This window comes from Novosphingobium sp. RL4, assembly GCF_035658495.1.
Classification (GTDB): Bacteria; Pseudomonadota; Alphaproteobacteria; order Sphingomonadales; family Sphingomonadaceae; genus Novosphingobium.
In genome coordinates, this window is the sequence record NZ_CP141944.1 from 2,432,844 (window position 1) to 2,447,437 (window position 14,594).

At 63.2% G+C, this 14,594-nt stretch carries 20 protein-coding genes; 17 read left to right on the forward strand and 3 right to left on the reverse strand.

Annotated features, from left to right (window positions below; translation table 11 throughout):
• Window positions 1-30: 30 nt before the first annotated feature.
• Together U9J33_RS11870 and U9J33_RS11875 are read left to right on the forward strand one after the other, a co-directional pair.
• Window positions 31-1,992: a DUF1073 domain-containing protein gene (locus tag U9J33_RS11870; protein WP_324695495.1), complete on the forward strand. Its 1,962-nt coding sequence runs from the start codon at window positions 31-33 to the stop codon at window positions 1,990-1,992.
• Window positions 1,993-2,080: 88 nt separating this feature from the next.
• On the forward strand, window positions 2,081-2,884 hold the full coding sequence (locus U9J33_RS11875) for a phage minor head protein (protein WP_324695497.1): 804 nt from the start codon (window positions 2,081-2,083) through the stop codon (window positions 2,882-2,884).
• Here U9J33_RS11875 and U9J33_RS11880 read toward each other — a convergent pair.
• Entirely contained in the window at window positions 2,881-3,048 is a 168-nt protein-coding gene (locus U9J33_RS11880; protein WP_324695499.1) for a DUF2158 domain-containing protein, read from the reverse strand. The genes U9J33_RS11875 and U9J33_RS11880 overlap by 4 nt on opposite strands.
• Window positions 3,049-3,188: 140 nt before the next feature.
• Between U9J33_RS11880 and U9J33_RS11885 the strand changes: the two genes are divergently transcribed.
• From U9J33_RS11885 to U9J33_RS11940, 12 genes are all read left to right on the forward strand, one after another.
• Window positions 3,189-4,265: a DUF2213 domain-containing protein gene (locus tag U9J33_RS11885; RefSeq protein WP_324695501.1), complete on the forward strand. Its 1,077-nt coding sequence runs from the start codon at window positions 3,189-3,191 to the stop codon at window positions 4,263-4,265.
• Between the two features lie 3 nt (window positions 4,266-4,268).
• Window positions 4,269-4,634, forward strand: a complete 366-nt coding sequence (locus U9J33_RS11890) for a head decoration protein (RefSeq protein ID WP_324695503.1) — start codon at window positions 4,269-4,271, stop codon at window positions 4,632-4,634.
• Between the two features lie 11 nt (window positions 4,635-4,645).
• Window positions 4,646-5,662, forward strand: coding sequence for a major capsid protein (locus tag U9J33_RS11895; RefSeq protein ID WP_324695505.1), 1,017 nt, complete (start codon window positions 4,646-4,648; stop codon window positions 5,660-5,662).
• Window positions 5,663-5,665: 3 nt separating this feature from the next.
• Window positions 5,666-5,848, forward strand: coding sequence for a hypothetical protein (locus U9J33_RS11900; protein WP_324695507.1), 183 nt, complete (start codon window positions 5,666-5,668; stop codon window positions 5,846-5,848).
• Between the two features lie 66 nt (window positions 5,849-5,914).
• Complete coding sequence (locus U9J33_RS11905) at window positions 5,915-6,310, forward strand: DUF4054 domain-containing protein (RefSeq protein ID WP_324695510.1); 396 nt, start codon at window positions 5,915-5,917, stop codon at window positions 6,308-6,310.
• A complete protein-coding gene (locus U9J33_RS11910; RefSeq protein ID WP_324695512.1) occupies window positions 6,310-6,687 on the forward strand; it encodes a hypothetical protein in 378 nt (125 codons plus the stop codon). Before U9J33_RS11905 ends, U9J33_RS11910 begins: the two co-directional genes overlap by 1 nt.
• On the forward strand, window positions 6,680-7,111 hold the full coding sequence (locus tag U9J33_RS11915) for an HK97-gp10 family putative phage morphogenesis protein (RefSeq protein WP_082370240.1): 432 nt from the start codon (window positions 6,680-6,682) through the stop codon (window positions 7,109-7,111). Before U9J33_RS11910 ends, U9J33_RS11915 begins: the two co-directional genes overlap by 8 nt.
• The gene (locus U9J33_RS11920) at window positions 7,111-7,290 is read left to right on the forward strand and encodes a hypothetical protein (RefSeq protein WP_054436290.1); all 180 of its coding nucleotides are present in this window, start codon (window positions 7,111-7,113) and stop codon (window positions 7,288-7,290) included. Before U9J33_RS11915 ends, U9J33_RS11920 begins: the two co-directional genes overlap by 1 nt.
• A complete protein-coding gene (gene gp17, locus U9J33_RS11925; RefSeq protein WP_324695518.1) occupies window positions 7,262-7,708 on the forward strand; it encodes a tail completion protein gp17 in 447 nt (148 codons plus the stop codon). The genes U9J33_RS11920 and gp17 overlap by 29 nt, the downstream gene beginning before the upstream one ends.
• A gap of 13 nt (window positions 7,709-7,721) precedes the next feature.
• Window positions 7,722-7,967 carry a hypothetical protein gene (locus U9J33_RS11930; RefSeq protein WP_324695520.1) on the forward strand — a complete coding sequence of 82 codons (246 nt, stop codon included), beginning with the start codon at window positions 7,722-7,724 and terminating at the stop codon, window positions 7,965-7,967.
• Between the two features lie 39 nt (window positions 7,968-8,006).
• On the forward strand, window positions 8,007-8,459 hold the full coding sequence (locus U9J33_RS11935) for a hypothetical protein (protein WP_324695522.1): 453 nt from the start codon (window positions 8,007-8,009) through the stop codon (window positions 8,457-8,459).
• The gene (locus U9J33_RS11940; RefSeq protein WP_324695525.1) at window positions 8,459-8,794 is read left to right on the forward strand and encodes a GTA-gp10 family protein; all 336 of its coding nucleotides are present in this window, start codon (window positions 8,459-8,461) and stop codon (window positions 8,792-8,794) included. Before U9J33_RS11935 ends, U9J33_RS11940 begins: the two co-directional genes overlap by 1 nt.
• On the opposite strand, the gene U9J33_RS11945 is transcribed toward U9J33_RS11940, so the two are convergent.
• Window positions 8,786-9,954, reverse strand: a protein-coding gene (locus tag U9J33_RS11945; protein ID WP_292637164.1) for an IS3 family transposase whose coding sequence is annotated in 2 segments (ribosomal slippage) — window positions 8,786-9,693 and window positions 9,693-9,954 — 1,170 coding nt in all. Because the reading frame shifts where the segments join, the coding sequence is not laid out codon by codon here. The two genes, U9J33_RS11940 and U9J33_RS11945, sit on opposite strands and share 9 nt — an antisense overlap.
• Window positions 9,955-9,968: 14 nt before the next feature.
• Between U9J33_RS11945 and U9J33_RS11950 the strand changes: the two genes are divergently transcribed.
• Both U9J33_RS11950 and U9J33_RS11955 read left to right on the forward strand, forming a co-directional pair.
• On the forward strand, window positions 9,969-10,178 hold the full coding sequence (locus U9J33_RS11950; RefSeq protein ID WP_324695527.1) for a hypothetical protein: 210 nt from the start codon (window positions 9,969-9,971) through the stop codon (window positions 10,176-10,178).
• A 264-nt stretch (window positions 10,179-10,442) separates the two neighbouring features.
• Window positions 10,443-11,306: a hypothetical protein gene (locus U9J33_RS11955; RefSeq protein WP_054436294.1), complete on the forward strand. Its 864-nt coding sequence runs from the start codon at window positions 10,443-10,445 to the stop codon at window positions 11,304-11,306.
• A gap of 31 nt (window positions 11,307-11,337) precedes the next feature.
• Here the strand turns inward: U9J33_RS11955 and U9J33_RS11960 are convergent, their stop codons facing one another.
• Complete coding sequence (locus U9J33_RS11960; protein ID WP_054436295.1) at window positions 11,338-11,637, reverse strand: hypothetical protein; 300 nt, start codon at window positions 11,635-11,637, stop codon at window positions 11,338-11,340.
• A 53-nt stretch (window positions 11,638-11,690) separates the two neighbouring features.
• On the opposite strand from U9J33_RS11960, the gene U9J33_RS11965 reads away from it, so the two are divergent.
• The gene (locus U9J33_RS11965) at window positions 11,691-14,594 is read left to right on the forward strand and encodes a tape measure protein (RefSeq protein ID WP_324695530.1); all 2,904 of its coding nucleotides are present in this window, start codon (window positions 11,691-11,693) and stop codon (window positions 14,592-14,594) included.

Consider the following 14,594-nt stretch of genomic DNA (forward strand, 5'->3'; position numbering starts at 1 on the left):
TGCAATGCTCCTCTGCATAGCCTCCCCAACATGTCCGGCGGCCGCATCCGATCCATTCGCTTTAAGGACGGATACACCGTCGATAGCCTGACCAACGCGGTTTCTGGCTTTGGCACTCATGCCGACCCGCGCAGCTACAACCGCTACCTGCCGCGCAACCTCGATCAGTTCCACATTGCCGCTGCCTACGACGGTTCCGGCATGATGGCGAAGGTCATCGACATTCCCGCGCTCGACATGGTGCGGGAGTGGCGGAACTGGCAGGCAGATGCGAAGCAGATCAAGGCGCTTGAGGCTGAGGAACGCCGCCTTAGCCTGCGCGAGAAGGTCCGCATGGCCGAGACCTATCGCGGCCTCGGTGGCGGCGCCCTCATCATCATCACCGCCGGTGAGCACTCGTCCGAATTGAAGCCTGAGCAGATCGCCAAGGGCGGTATTGTCGCGATCAACGTCGTCACCCGCTGGCAGATTACCGGCGTCGACTACATCGACGAGATCGCCGATCCGAATTACGGCAAGCCCACGTACTGGCGCATGGGCAATAGCCAGACGAACATTCACCCTTCCCGCGTGATCTGCTTCCGGGGCGACCCGGTACCGCCGATCCTGCCGGTATCGGCGGATGAACGCTTCTGGGGCCGGGCTCGCGTCCAGCGCGTGCTCGATGCGGTCCAGAACGTCGACACCGCCCAGGGCTCTTTCGCCTCGCTGATCACCAAGGTCCGCAACGTCATCATCGGCATTCCAGGCCTGATGGATCTCGTGTCAGACGCCGACGGCGAGGCCGCGCTGCGCCGTCGCCTATCGGCCATGATCCTCGGCGAGAGCATGTACAACGCCATGCTCCGCGATGCTGGGGATGGCACTCCCGGCGCGGGCGAGACGATCGATCACCGTCAGGTCAACTGGGCGGGCATCCCCGATGTGATGATGGCGTTCGCCACGTTCCTGTCGGCGGTCTCGGACATCCCTGCTACCCGCCTCATGGGCAAGTCGCCCGACGGCCAGAACTCCACCGGCGACAGCGACACTGCGAACTGGAACCGCATGGTCAAGGCCAAGCAGATGCTTGAGCTACAGCCTTGCATGGACCAGTTCGACCCGCTGTTGATGGCGTCTGCCGGTGTAGTATCGACCGACGGTGCCGAGGTCTGGGCAGATTGGGCCCCCCTTGACACGCCCAGCGAGAAGGAAGAGGCCGACACCTTCAACGTCACTATGGATGCGGTGGCCAAGCTTCAGGCTACCGGCACCATCCCGGATGAAGCCTTCGCCAAGGGCGTGCAGAACCTCATGACCGAGAGGGGCTGGATCCCTGGACTTGAGGGCGCCCTTGCCGAGATCCCGGAGGCAGAACGCTTCGGCCTCTCCTCCGAGGATGACGGGACGGACGACGATCCGTCCACCCTCCAAGCCGGAAAGGAAGGTGATCCCGTATCTGCCGGCGGCGGGACGAACGCGCCCGCCCGCCGTGCTGCCAGTGATGGGGGTGCGCCGACTGGCGGCTCCCCTTTTGAGGACGCAAATAAGCACCACTGGGGGCGTGGCCCTCGCGGTGGGCAATTCAAGTCCGGCCCAGGCGGTGGCGGATCTCCGAGCGATTATGTCGGCCGGGCGATAGGCGGCGGTCACGGTCAGAAGCAGCGACCGGTCGGTGAAGTGTCACCTTCTGCTGCTCGGCTCGTGAAGCAGCGCACCGGGATCGACATCGTAGAGAAGGAACTGCGCCTCGATCATTCCGGAATCGCGCACGCGTGGAAAAACCATGGTCCCGACGGCAAGGTGCACGGCGCGAAGTCATTGACGAAGGGCGATCTCGTGCGGGCTGCCACCGGCCTCAACCAAGCGACGGATATTCGCCCAGCCAAGTCGCGCGGCATGAACGGTCCCCGCTTCGAGGTAACCTACACGAACCGCCGCGGAACGATGACGGTCATCTACGAGACAAGCTCGAAAGCCGTCTATCCGATGAATGCATGGTGGGTGAAATGACCACGGGGTTTGATGAAGCGAGCCTCAAACACACGTCCGAAACGACCCGTGGAAGCACGCAATATAGCGTATGCCGGAGCAGCATGCAATGACGTATGATCTCGCAGCCATGGCGCGCCGGGCCAAACCGGGGATGCGCAAGCGCTCGATCGTCCTGCGGGACATCGATCCTCCGGGAACGCTTGCGACGAACCTGTTTCGGGCTGTGTATAACCCTGTGATTCAAGGGTGGGCAGCCGGTGCAGAACGCATCATCGCCGCCTATGCCGCCACCGTGTCCGAGATGACGACGGACGCCCCCGCCGACATACGCGCCGAGATCGACGGCGCTGCCGAGCAGATCAACCGGCTTGTGCTGCTGCTCACGCCAGAGGTGCGCGACTGGGCCCTTCGAACGGAGCAGTGGTTCCGCGGCAAGTGGCGAGGCGCGGTCCTATCGGCCACCGGCGTGGACCTCGAAACCATGATCGGCGCCGGTGACGTGCGCGCCAGCCTGGAAACCTCGATCGAGTGGAACGTCGCCCTGATCAAGGACGTGTCCGACGTGACCCGCCAGAAGATCAGCAACGCCGTGTTCGACGGGCTGCGCAACCGGACCCCGGCGCGCGAAGTGGCGAAGACCATCCGGGACAGCGTAGGCATGAGCCGCAGCCGGGCGACGCGCATTGCCTCGGACCAGCTAAACAAGCTGACCAGCGCGCTAGCGGAGGAGCGGCGGCGGGAAGCAGGTATCGACACATGGATCTGGCGGCATAGCCGGAAGGCCCACCCGCGCGCGGATCACCAGGCGCGGGATGGGAAAGAATACACCGATGAGACGGCTCCGCAGGACCTGCCGGGTAGGCTGCCCTATTGCGGGTGCAGATCTCAGGCGGTGGTGGCGTTCGATTAACGCGCAATCTTATCCAGGACGACAAGGGCAACCGAGCCCCACTTGATCTCGCCCTCAAGCATCCAATAAACGTTTGCGGAATTACCGTCGATCTTCGAGACGGTCATCAAATTGCCACCCGACTTCATTTGCACAACGTCGCCAGGCTGAATCGCTTCACTCATATTGTTCTCCTTTTGGAACAATCAGCTTACTCAAAGTTTGACGGCGGTAAACCCGACTTTCCGCAACCAATATCGTCCCGTCTATGCAATTTCGGGACGCCCTCACCCTTGATGCCCCGCGCCGGATCGAAGGCGGCGCCATGGCCGTTCGCGCACGCGCGGCCCGCGCCGGCGTCTACCAGTATGGCGGGCCCGAGGTAGATCCCGAGAATAAGCACGGCCTGCGCGATACCGCCCTTGTCAACGTGCTCCGCGACGACGGCACCGTCTTCGACGAGAAGTCCGTCCGCAGTTTCATCGGCAAGCCGATCACCGACGATCACCCCGCCGCCCCCGTCACGACCACCAACTGGCGTGACCACGCGCGCGGCACGATCATGGGCGCGATGCGCGACGGCGATTACCTCGCCTTCGACCTGCTGCTGACCGACGCCGAGGCCATTGCCAAGGTCGACGGCGGCAAGCGCGAGCTGAGCAACGGCTACAGCAGCGACCTCGAATTCGGCGACTTCACGGCACCAGACGGCACCAAGTGCCAGGCCCGCCAGAAGTCCATCACCGGCAACCACGTTGCGCTCGTCGATCGCGGCCGCGCCGGTTCCGAGTGCGCCATCAAGGACGGGTTCGCCGTCTGCGACGCCCTTCCCTCCAACATTCTCGATTCACTCACTCAGGAGAGCCCTGTGCCGAAGATCGTACTTATCGACGGGCTGTCCGTCGATGTGAGCAATGCGGACACCGCCGCCGCGAACATTGCCACCCTCCTCGCCGCCCGTGACGCCGCCAATGGCAAGGTCGCAGGCCTGGAAACGCAGGTCGCCACCCTGACGGCCGAAAGTCAGACCAAGGACGCGAAGATCACCACGCTCGAACAGCAGGTGAAGGATGCCAAGCCGACCCCGGCCCAGCTGCGCGACGCAGGCAAGGCGCTGATCATCGTCGCCGACAAGGCCAAGACCCTCGGAATCACCGTCACCGACGAGATGGACGAAGCCGCCATCATGTCGGCCACCGTCTCGAAGCAGATGGGTGACGCGGCCAAGGGCTGGACCGCAGACCAGATCGCCGCCTCGTTCGCCGTCCTGACCAAGGACGCGAAGGTCGAGGACAACGGTGTGCAGCCGCTCGGCTCGCCCATTAACATGTCGGACGGCGCAGCGGCGTGGAACGACAACGTATTCCAGTCGGCCGGTGTGGCCATCAAGAAGGGAGCCTAAGCCATGGCAACTCTCACCGAGGGCATCCACACCGCTGGATTCCTGATCTCGGAGGCGCAGGGCATGTATCGCTCTCGCGACCAGGTTACGGTCGCAGGCGGCGCAGCCCCCGGCCTCGTCGCTGGCACGCTGCTGGGCAAGCTGACCGCAGGCGGAAATTTCGTCCGTTATGCGCCCGGTGCGTCGGATGGTTCGCAGACTGTGGCGGGCATCCTTTTCGAGGGCGTCGTCGGCACGGCCAAGCGCACCATCGTCTCGCGCGCCGCGCAGGTGGTGGGTGCTCACCTCACCTATTCGGCGGGCGCTGACGCCGCAGCCATCGCAACCGCCAACGCGGCCCTCGCCGCGCTCGGCATCATCGTTCGATAAAGGGGCCGAAAATGGCTGGAATGGACGTCTTCAACTCGTCGGCCTTCTCGATGACCTCGCTCACCGGCGCGGTCGACAAGATGGACTTCAACCCGCAGCTTCTCGGACAGCTTGGCCTGTTCGACGCAATGCCGGTCAACACCCGCGACATCTGGGTTGATCGCCGGGGCGCAACTCTCGCACTGATCCCCTCGTCGCCAGTCGGTGCGCCGCCCGCCGAGCTGGTGCGCGACAATCGCGATGCCGTGCCGCTCAAGACCACGCGCCTCGCCAAGGGCTTCACGATCTACGCGGAAGAGGTTCAGGGCATCCGCGCCTTCGGTTCGCAGACGGAACTTCAGTCGGTTCAGGGCGAGTACCTGCGTCGCATGCAGCGCATCCGCAACGATATGGAGCTGACCCACGAGTTCCACCGCCTCGGCGCGCTGCAAGGCCTGCTGCTCGACGCTGACGGCAGCACCGTCATCTACAACTACTACACGGCCTTCGGCGTGACCCAGCCTTCCGCAGTCAGCTTCGCGCTGAACGTCGACACGACCGACGTTCGCGGCAAGTGCGCTCAGATCATCCGCTCGATGAAGCGCGCGTCCAAGGGCGCCTTCACCCCGGCGACGAAGGTGCACGCGCTGGTCGGCGATGCGTTCTATGACGCGCTCATCAACCACCCGCAGGTCCGTGAGACCTACCTGAACTGGTCGGCCGCCGCTGACCTACGCGGCAACAACAGCTTCGGCGATTTCGAGTACGGCGGCATCACCTGGCACAACTACCAGGGCACCGACGATAATTCGACCGTCGCTGTCGGCGTCGACAATGCCATCTTCTTCCCCGTCGGCGCGCAGGACGTGTTCAAGAAGGCGATGGCTCCGGCCGAGTTCGGTCCCTACGTCAACACGCCGGGCCAGGACATCTACGCCCTGAACATCCCTGACCTCCAGCGCGCAGCATGGTCGCGTGGCGAACTCTACAGCTACCCGCTGTACTTCAACCAGCGGCCCGATCTCATCGCACGCGGCACGAGGACGTAAGCCATGAAGTACAAGGTCAAGAACAACGACTTCCGCGCGAAGGCCTTCCAGACGCCGCAGGGCGTGAAGCTGGTCGAGCCGGGTGAAAGCGCCTCTGTCGAAGTACTGGAGCCGCTGGGCGAGATCGAGGGTCTGGATGTCGAACTGGTCGAGGAAAAGAAGACCTTGGCCAAGCCCACCGTCTGACCAATTCGCGACCAATGAAACGGGGCCGCTGCTCAACCGGGCGGCGGCCCTTTTCGTGAGGACCATATGCCCTACGCCCACCTTCCCCTCGCCACCTTCAAGGCCAAGTACACCGCCTTCTCGACCCTCACCGAGGAGTCGTATGCCATCTGGGCTTCGGAAGCGGAGGGCCGCGTCGATGAGAACTATGGCGATCAGCAGCAGAGCGCGACCGAGCTGCTCACGGCGCACCTGCTTGCCCTGAATGGCGTGGGCTTGGCCGCAGGGGTCGGCACGCTCGCGGCTACCGGCGCGACTAGCTTCAAGAGCGGAACCTTCAGCGCAACCCTTTCGGATAGCGTCGTCGCCCAGCGCTCGAAGGGCGGGTATCAGTCCACCGTCTGGGGCCAGCAGTTCGCCGAGATCCAGCGCCGTCTGTTCGGCGGACCGCGCTTGGTCGGCTTCACCGGGACGCCCTGCTGATGGACCTTCCGGCCGCCTTCGCTGAGATCGGCCTTGGCTTCTCCTCGCTGTTCGGTGGGCCGTATTGGCCTGCGCGCGCGATCGAGCAGGTCGCTCCGGTCTATGACGACGGCAACACCATCATCACGCCCGGCGGTGTCGCCTATCGCCCCTGCCAAGCGCAGATCGACACGGCCACCCAGCGCATGCGCGAAGCCGAGGGTTACGTGGACACCGATATCGCCTTCATCGTCCTGGCTGACACGCTGGAAGGCACCTTGAACACCGAGGCCCGCATTCAGATCACCGACGGGCCGCATGCTGGCATTTGGTCGGTCGAGCTGATCGAGCGGGACACTGCCGCCGCCGGGTGGGTCGGGCGCGGTCGCCGTGCCTAAGTCTCGGCTCATAGGCGCCAAGGCCCACGCAAACCGCCTCAAGAAGCTATCAGGGGAGAAGATGGTCCGCGAGGTCGGAAAGGCCCTGTTTGCCGCCGGTGAAATGATCCAGGTCGAGGCGCAAATCAGCATCACCGCCGGAGCGGTCAGCGGGAAGAAGCACGTACCTTCGGCGCCCGGTCAGGCACCGAACAACGACACCGGGACGCTGGCCGGGAACATCGAGACAAACCAGACGGCCCCGCTTGTCGTCGAGGTCAGCAGCAACGCGCCCTACGCGGGTGATCTGGAGTTCGGCACATCGAAAATGGCCGCCCGGCCGTACATGGCCCCTGCCCGTGACGCTAAAAGGAAAGAGGTCGAACAGCTCGTTCGCCGCGCCGTCGATAACGTCGTGCGCCAGAGCAAGTCAGGAGATTCGTAATGCAGACGGTGACCTTCGCTCGTGAGTTCCGGTACCCGCTGGGGAACAACCGCGAGGCGCGCTATCCGCCCAACGTCGAGATCGAGGTGACGGATGCCGTTGTCACCGCCGCCAGGAAGGCCGGCGCATTGAAGAAGGAGGAAAAACCGCGTGCCAAGCGACCTGCTGCGACCGACTGAGCGCGCCGCCGTCATCAGCCTGAAGGCAAATGCCGCGCTGCTGGACATAGTGGCAAAGACATCGATCGATCCCGTCGCCGAAGCGCCGGAATGGCCGTTTGTCCGCCTAGACGGAACGCAGTCGATCCCGGCCGGGCGCGGCTGCACCGCCCGCGCCGAGATCAGCTTCATGCTGCACAGCTTCGCCAAGCCACGATACGTCGATGACGATCAGGCCGGGGTGATGATAGAGACGGCCAAGGACCACGCGGGACGCCTGAACAGCGCGGTGGTGGAGGCGGTCCACAATCATGCCTTCACCGTGGAAGGGCGGCGCTATCGCTTCATTGTCCGCTCGTCCCGCCTGATGCGCGATGGCGCAGAGGCGGAAGCTTGGCACGGCATTGCATCTGTGGTGGCGCGCGCCTTCCAGGGCTGATACGCTGGCCGGAATGGACCAGCCCCTCGCCGAGCGCATGCTGCGCGCCTTCCTCACACAGATGATCCGCTCAGAGGCCGTCGATCCTGACGACATCATCGAGGCGGCCGATAGGCTGTCGCGCGACGGCGACGAGGAAGCGGCCCACGCGCTCAAGGCGTTGATCGTCGAGGCAGCCACACCGGAACTGTCGGACTGGAACGCCGACCGTGCCCGCGCCCGGTTCCACACCATAGAGGGCGGTAAGGGCGAAGACTGATCCGCGCCATGCTCCAGCAAACCACGCTGGAGATTTGCCGTGTCCGAGCCGAATAGCGCCGACTTCGCCCTCATCAAAATTCAGACCGCCGCCGGTCCGCCGGCTGTCTTCACGCTGCTCTGCGGTATCGAAGGCGTCAACATCAACCGCACCGCCCAGACCAGCGAGCGCTATCGCCGCGACTGCGCCAAGCCGAACCGTCCCGGCACCCGCAAGCTGCGCGTCACCGGCTCCTCGTGGCAGGTCACCGGCTCAGGCAACGACAACATCGACCTCGAAACCGAGTGGACCGACGCTTTTGGCGTGCGGAAGATCTACGACGTCGAACTCTACAAGGACGACGGCACCGACGGCGGCGAGCTGATGGGCACCTATTCCGGCACCGCGATCCTGACGACCCGCAACCAGGCCTATGCGCAGGACGGCGACAGCGGCACGACCGAGGTCACCCTTGAAGGCGAAGGCCTGCTGGTCTGGACCGTCGCGCCGTAATGCCGGACACTCGGGTCGAACTCGATTTCGCCGACGGTCGCTATTCGTTCTGGCTCGCCCTGCCCCATGTGGTTGAGCTTGAGCGCAAATGCGGCGGCAAGTCGGTTTTTGCCATGTACGATGCGATGGGCGCCGGGCTCGGCACGGTCGGCGACGATCCCGTCTACATGGGTGGCGGTACGGCCATGGTCACGGAGATCCGTGAAACAATTCGCCTCGGGCTTATCGGCGGTAACTCTGGCTTGGTCGACGGGACTGAAATCGAAGTCGGGCCGAACACTGCTCGCAATCTTGACCGGCCCCCACCGAGTGGTCCGGGTTGTTTGTTAGTGTAAGATTGCCTCCGGCGCCATGGCTGGCCGTAGGTGCAGCGTAGCGGAACCGGAGGGCAGCCATGGCGCCGTCGCCGTCTCCGGGGCCGGCGGTCGATACCCCAGCGAACTATGAGGCCTGACGGTGTTGTAGTGCCGCCGCCAGGCCTCGATCAGGATCTTCGCCTCGGCCAAGGTGTAGAAGATCTCCCCGTTCAAGAGCTCATCACGCATCGAGCCGTTGAAGGACTCACAGTAGCCATTTTCCCATGGGCTGCCGGGTGTAATGTAGAGCGTTTTCACGCCGATCTTCGCCAGCCATTGCTGCACGGCATTGGCGATAAATTCAGGGCCATTGTCTGACCGTATGTGCGCCGGCGGCCCCCGTGTGACGAACAACTCGGCGAGAGCCGCCAGCACGTCCTCGCTGCGCAGCCGTCGCGCGATGGGTAAGGCGAGGCACTCGCGGCTGGCCTCGTCGATGATCGACAGGATGCGGAACTTGCGGCCATCATGTGTGCGTCCCTCGACGAAGTCGTAAGACCACACATGGCCCGGATATTCCGGTCGCAGGCGGATACATGATCCGTCGTTGAGCCAGAGCCTTCCACGCTTCGGTTGCTTCTGCGGCACCTTGAGCCCTTCACGGCGCCAGATGCGCTCCACCCGTTTGCGGTTCACATGCCAACCGGCATCGCGCAGCAAGGCCGTCACCCGGCGATAGCCATAGCGGCCATACTGCCGGGCAAGCGCGATGATATCCTCGGTCAGGGCTGCTTCGTCATCCGCCCCACGCGGCGTTTTGCGCTGCGTCGATCGATGTTGCCCGAGCACGCGGCAGACCCGCCGCTCGGACACCGGCATCATGCCCCGGATATGATCGATACAGCGCCTGCGGCGCGCGGGGCTCAGAAGTTTCCCCGCGAGGCCTCCTGTAGGATCAACTTGTCCAGCGTCAGATCTGACACCGCCCGCCGCAACCGGGCGTTTTCCTTCTCAAGCTCTTTCATGCGCCGAGCCTGGTCCATCTTCAGGCCGCCATACTCCTTGCGCCAGCGGTAGTAGCTCTGCTCGGTGACGCCGATCCGGCGACACGCATCCGCCACCGTTCCGCCCTGCGCCAGCACGATCTCCGCTTCACGCAGCTTGCCGATGATCTCTTCCGGCTTGTGCTTCCTCGCCATTCAAGTCCTCCTTCGTGGCCAAATCTAAAACAGATTTTGGGCCACTCAGAAGGGGGCAGATCAATCTCGTCGATACCTACACCTTCCCTGCGCGCCCGCTGGTCGAAAGCCTCCATATCGCCTGGACCATCCTTCATGCAGCGATCGTCGGCATCGACCTAAAAAAAGCGGACGGCGCGGGGGAGGAGCCGCTGGCCCCCAGCCCCTCCGAAAAGGACAGCTGATCGCCAACTGCGGCGGCATGCATCTGGATTGGGAGCGACTATCCCTCTCAGGATATTTCGAGGCGCTGGAGGCTCATAACGAGGCGCATGCGGCGCCGGGCGAAGATGGGCGCTCGGTAGCTGATCCCGAAAGACTGCGGCGGTTTGTGGAGGCGCACCGGACAGCCAATTTCTCGTAGGCGCCACAGTGTGATCTCGATCACGGAGAATTAAGCGATTCCACGTATCGGTCGAATTGGGCGAATCATCCGAAACGGGGGAATTATGAATCAAGCTGCGCGCATCGTTGCGTCGCTGATTGCCGTGGCGATCAGCACGCAAGCACTAGCTGCACCGAAGATCATTGTTCAGCCGATCCAGCAGGCTGACGAACACATCCGATACGATCACGGCTCTGCGACCGTCGATATCTTCTCGGAATCCGGCTCGGTGCAGGTCAGGCCCGCGCCGATGGACCACGGTAGCCTAGCTTTCAATGTCGCGGTCTATAACGACGCCAGCCAGAGCGCGAATGTGGATGTCGGCAGCTTCTCGCTCACTTCCGAGGGTGTAACCGTCGCCGCGCTGTCCGTGGACGAACTGGAACGCAAGGCGAAGAACCGCGCGACCTGGGCAACCGTTGGCCTTGCGCTTGCAGGTGGCCTTGGCGCTGCTGCTGCAGCATCACAGCGCGATCACTATCGCAGCACCCTTTACACGCCGCGTGGGGCCTATCACTACACCTACAGCGCGCCTAGCACCGCTGGTCAGATACAAGCTGTTGCGATTGCTGGCGGTACTGCCTACGGAATCGCATCGATCCAGAACCAGCTTGATCGCACGCTGAACGACTTGGGCGATCAGATCATCCAGATGAGCACCGTGGATCCTCACGAGAGCTACGCAGGGAAGATCGTTTTCAACAAGGTGAAGTTGCCTAAGCTGCCGGCGCGGGTCACCATGATCGTGGACTGGAACGGCCAGAAGTACCCGTTCACCTTCCAGATTGCCAAGCCGGGCACCCCGGCACCGCCGTTCAAGCCATCGACGATCGAGCCTGAGCCGCAGCCTCCTATCATCATTCAGGTGCCTCAGCCTGCAGAAGTGAAGCCTGAATCGATCCCAGGGGCCCAAACGCCGACAAAATGATTGCTGTGGAGCGGCACTAGGGCCGCTCCAATTACCACTTGCCGCATTTCGCTGCATCTTCTGGCGTCTTAGCCAACTCAATGCACTGACGAATGATTGACGCTGAAAGCTCATCGGAAGCTCGTTCGGCGCTCGACTTCTGTGGGAAGGCGCCACCTTGCGCCGCCAGCCATAGAGCGAACCCTATAGCCCCGAAGCACGCTAACAGAGACGCCCATATAGCTGCGGTATTCATCATGCCATTGGCATCGCGATATGCCGGGTTCGCAATGATTTCCAAGGCCTTCACCACGAGATATAGGCACCCAAGCCAGCCAATAATTTGCAGCATGCCGTTCCCCAAAAGCGGTAATTGTCCATAGCTTACGGCCCTAGCCTGCCGCAATGGCCGAAATCGACCCTGTCATCCTTCAGCTTCGCGCGGACGTTGCGAAGTACCGTGTCGATGTCGAGAACACGACACGCCGGGTCAACACCCAGCTCGATAGCCAAGGACAAGCGGTAGTTAGGCTTGAGCGCCAGTTTTCGGCTTCCTCCGCCAAAATCAGCACCAGTGCACGGGCAATCGCAACCTCGCTCGCCGCAGGGTTTTCCGCCCGCGAGGTTGCGGCCATGGCCGACAGCTACACCCGCTTTACCAACCAATTGAAAGTCGCTGGTCTGGAGGGCGGGAACCTTGCCGGCACGCAAGAGCGCCTCTTCCAAGTCGCCCAGAAAAATGGCGTCGAACTGGAAGCTGTCGGCACGCTCTACAGCCGCGCCGCGCAGAACCAAAAGGAACTCGGCGCCAGTACCAGTGATCTCGTCGACCTGACACGGGCGGTCTCCGCCTCGCTGCGCATCAGCGGCACCAGCACGAACGAAGCTTCGGGTGCCCTGCTCCAGCTCGGCCAGGCGTTAGGCAGCCCGCGTGTACAGGCGGAAGAGTTCAACAGCCTGCTCGACACGATGCAACCCCTGCTTCGGCAGGCGTCGCAATACATCGACGGCACCGGCGGCTCGCTCGCCGGCCTGACGCAGAAGATCAAGGATACCAAGGGACCAGGCGTCTCCAACGTCGAGCTATTCCGCGCGATCATCCGGGCAATGTCGGATCTGGAGAAGCAGGCCGCCAGCACCACCCTCACCATCAGTGGCGCCTTCACCAACCTGACGAATGCGATCACGAAGTTTATAGGCGAGACGGACAGTGCGAACGGGGCAACAGCCACGATCACCGGCGCCATAAACCTTCTCGCCGATAACCTCGATACAGTCACCGAGGCGCTTGCCGTTCTCAGTGCGGTCATGCTTGGACGTTTTGTTGCGGGCATGGTGGGCGGTGCGGCTGCCACAGGCGTTGCATCGACTGCGATCTTTGCGCTGCAAGCCCGAGCCGCCGGTGCCGCAACTACAATGGAGGCCCTTGCGTTCGCTGGCAGCACGGCTGGACGATCGCTGTTGGCTGCATTCGGCGGACCTGTCGGGCTTGCTGTCACCGCCCTCACTGTCGGCATAGGCTATCTGTACAATGAGACGGCGAAGGCCGATGCTGCCGCCGGATCCCTGAAAGCTACCATCGATGCGCAAACAGCCTCGCTGGAAAGTGTTCGTGCCGCGCAGGTGACAGCCGCCGCCGAGACCAACAAGCTGACAAGCGAACAGCGGGCCGCGCTTACGGCCACAGCAAATCTAACAGGGGAGGCTGATAAGCTGGCGGAAGCCTGGGGCCGCGTCGCAGCTCAGGCGAAAGCTGCGTCGGTCGAACAGGCAAGGGCAACTCTTTCGAAAGCGCGCACAGCTGCGATCCAGGCGCGCGACAGTTACAACGCTCGCGTCCAACGTGAACTCGACAATCCCGCCAACCGGCCCATTGCAGAGCGAGGTCTTAGCAAGGGCGTTCTGAACGATCCTGCGGGCGCGCTCGCGAGTGCTCGGAAAGCCGCTGGCGCCGAAAAGAAGTTGTATGACGATGCTGTCCAGAATGTCGTGGATTTCCGGAAGCAGTACAACGAGGAAGTTGAGAAGCCACTAGCGTCATTCAAGCCCGCTCCCGCCGCTGCCCCACCAGCAACCGACACCAAAAAAGGCGGCAAGAAGGCCTCCGGAAAGACCGGCCCCGATCCGGCGGACGTTGCACGCCGGTTCGACGATGATCTCGCTGCTGGACAGATGGCGATCCTTCAGGCTCAGGCCGACGCCATCGGCACCGCAGATGCTCGCAGGGGACTCGAGCACGACCAGATTGAGTACGAGCGCGCGCGGAACAGACGGCAGATCAAGGCCGACACGGATACGACCAACGCCCAAAAGGAGCAGCTCCTCCTCCAAAACGATCGCATTGCCGAGGAGCGCCGCAAGGCCGTAGGCGCCGAGGCGTTGCGGGAGGCGCAGGAGAGCCAGCGTCGGGCCGCCGATAACAGCGCCCAGTACGCGCAAGAGGCATTGCGCGCCGACGCCAGCTTGGCCGCCACCCGGCAGGCCAGCCTCGCTGCCAACCTCCGCATTCTCGACAGCTTGGAAGCTCAGGAGAAGCTGCACCTCGAAGCGCAGATCGCAGTGGGCGAGATCGCTGATGCCGAGAAGGCTCGCGCCGACCTCGCGCGCACTCAGGCAGCGCGCCGGACTACTACGCAGCAGGATCACGAATCCCCCCTCGAACAGCGCCGCCGCCAAGTCCGCGAGACTGCCGCGAACATGGGCGACGCAATCGAGAACATTGAGGTGGATGCAATCGACCGCCTTACCGACGGATTGGGCAAGGCATCAGCTCAGTACTTGAAGCTGGGCGGCATCGCTGGTGACGTCATAAACGGCATCATTAGCGATCTCGTAAAGCTGGCGGCGAAGCAGGCCATCATGAACCTGTTGCCCGACGGTACTGGCGGCCCCGGGGGCGACTCCAACTTTCTGAGCAGTATTGGCAGCTTCCTCGGCATATCCGGCGCCCGCGCGAATGGCGGCCCTGTATCCAGTGGCAGAACGTATCTGGTCGGTGAGCGTGGCCCTGAGCTGTTCACCGCGCCCTCATCCGGCAAGATCGTACCGAACAACATGCTCAACACTCGCGCGGCGGCTTCCATGGCCGGCGTCACTGCGGCGGGCGTGGCAGGCCGTTCCGTGCAGCAGCCAGTGGTCGTGAAGGTAGAAGCCAACGACTATTTCGATGCACGTGTGGATGGACGTGCGGCGAAAATCGCTACGCCGATCGCGAGCCGACAGTCCAGGAACGCCGCTGGCGCATCCTACGCCGCTGGTCAGCAGTCCGCGCCCGGCACCATCAACAAATACAACCAGTTGAAGGGCTGA

What these genes read in the sequence shown, in the direction of transcription:
- U9J33_RS11870 (WP_324695495.1), top strand. Translation starts at nt 31, where the DNA reads ATGTCCGGCGGCCGCATCCGATCCATTCGCTTTAAGGACGGATACACC.
- U9J33_RS11875 (WP_324695497.1), top strand. Translation starts at nt 2,081, where the DNA reads ATGACGTATGATCTCGCAGCCATGGCGCGCCGGGCCAAACCGGGGATG.
- U9J33_RS11880 (WP_324695499.1), bottom strand. Translation starts at nt 3,048, where the DNA reads ATGAGTGAAGCGATTCAGCCTGGCGACGTTGTGCAAATGAAGTCGGGT.
- U9J33_RS11885 (WP_324695501.1), top strand. Translation starts at nt 3,189, where the DNA reads ATGGCCGTTCGCGCACGCGCGGCCCGCGCCGGCGTCTACCAGTATGGC.
- U9J33_RS11890 (WP_324695503.1), top strand. Translation starts at nt 4,269, where the DNA reads ATGGCAACTCTCACCGAGGGCATCCACACCGCTGGATTCCTGATCTCG.
- U9J33_RS11895 (WP_324695505.1), top strand. Translation starts at nt 4,646, where the DNA reads ATGGCTGGAATGGACGTCTTCAACTCGTCGGCCTTCTCGATGACCTCG.
- U9J33_RS11900 (WP_324695507.1), top strand. Translation starts at nt 5,666, where the DNA reads ATGAAGTACAAGGTCAAGAACAACGACTTCCGCGCGAAGGCCTTCCAG.
- U9J33_RS11905 (WP_324695510.1), top strand. Translation starts at nt 5,915, where the DNA reads ATGCCCTACGCCCACCTTCCCCTCGCCACCTTCAAGGCCAAGTACACC.
- U9J33_RS11910 (WP_324695512.1), top strand. Translation starts at nt 6,310, where the DNA reads ATGGACCTTCCGGCCGCCTTCGCTGAGATCGGCCTTGGCTTCTCCTCG.
- U9J33_RS11920 (WP_054436290.1), top strand. Translation starts at nt 7,111, where the DNA reads ATGCAGACGGTGACCTTCGCTCGTGAGTTCCGGTACCCGCTGGGGAAC.
- U9J33_RS11930 (WP_324695520.1), top strand. Translation starts at nt 7,722, where the DNA reads ATGGACCAGCCCCTCGCCGAGCGCATGCTGCGCGCCTTCCTCACACAG.
- U9J33_RS11940 (WP_324695525.1), top strand. Translation starts at nt 8,459, where the DNA reads ATGCCGGACACTCGGGTCGAACTCGATTTCGCCGACGGTCGCTATTCG.
- U9J33_RS11955 (WP_054436294.1), top strand. Translation starts at nt 10,443, where the DNA reads ATGAATCAAGCTGCGCGCATCGTTGCGTCGCTGATTGCCGTGGCGATC.
- U9J33_RS11960 (WP_054436295.1), bottom strand. Translation starts at nt 11,637, where the DNA reads ATGCTGCAAATTATTGGCTGGCTTGGGTGCCTATATCTCGTGGTGAAG.
- U9J33_RS11965 (WP_324695530.1), top strand. Translation starts at nt 11,691, where the DNA reads ATGGCCGAAATCGACCCTGTCATCCTTCAGCTTCGCGCGGACGTTGCG.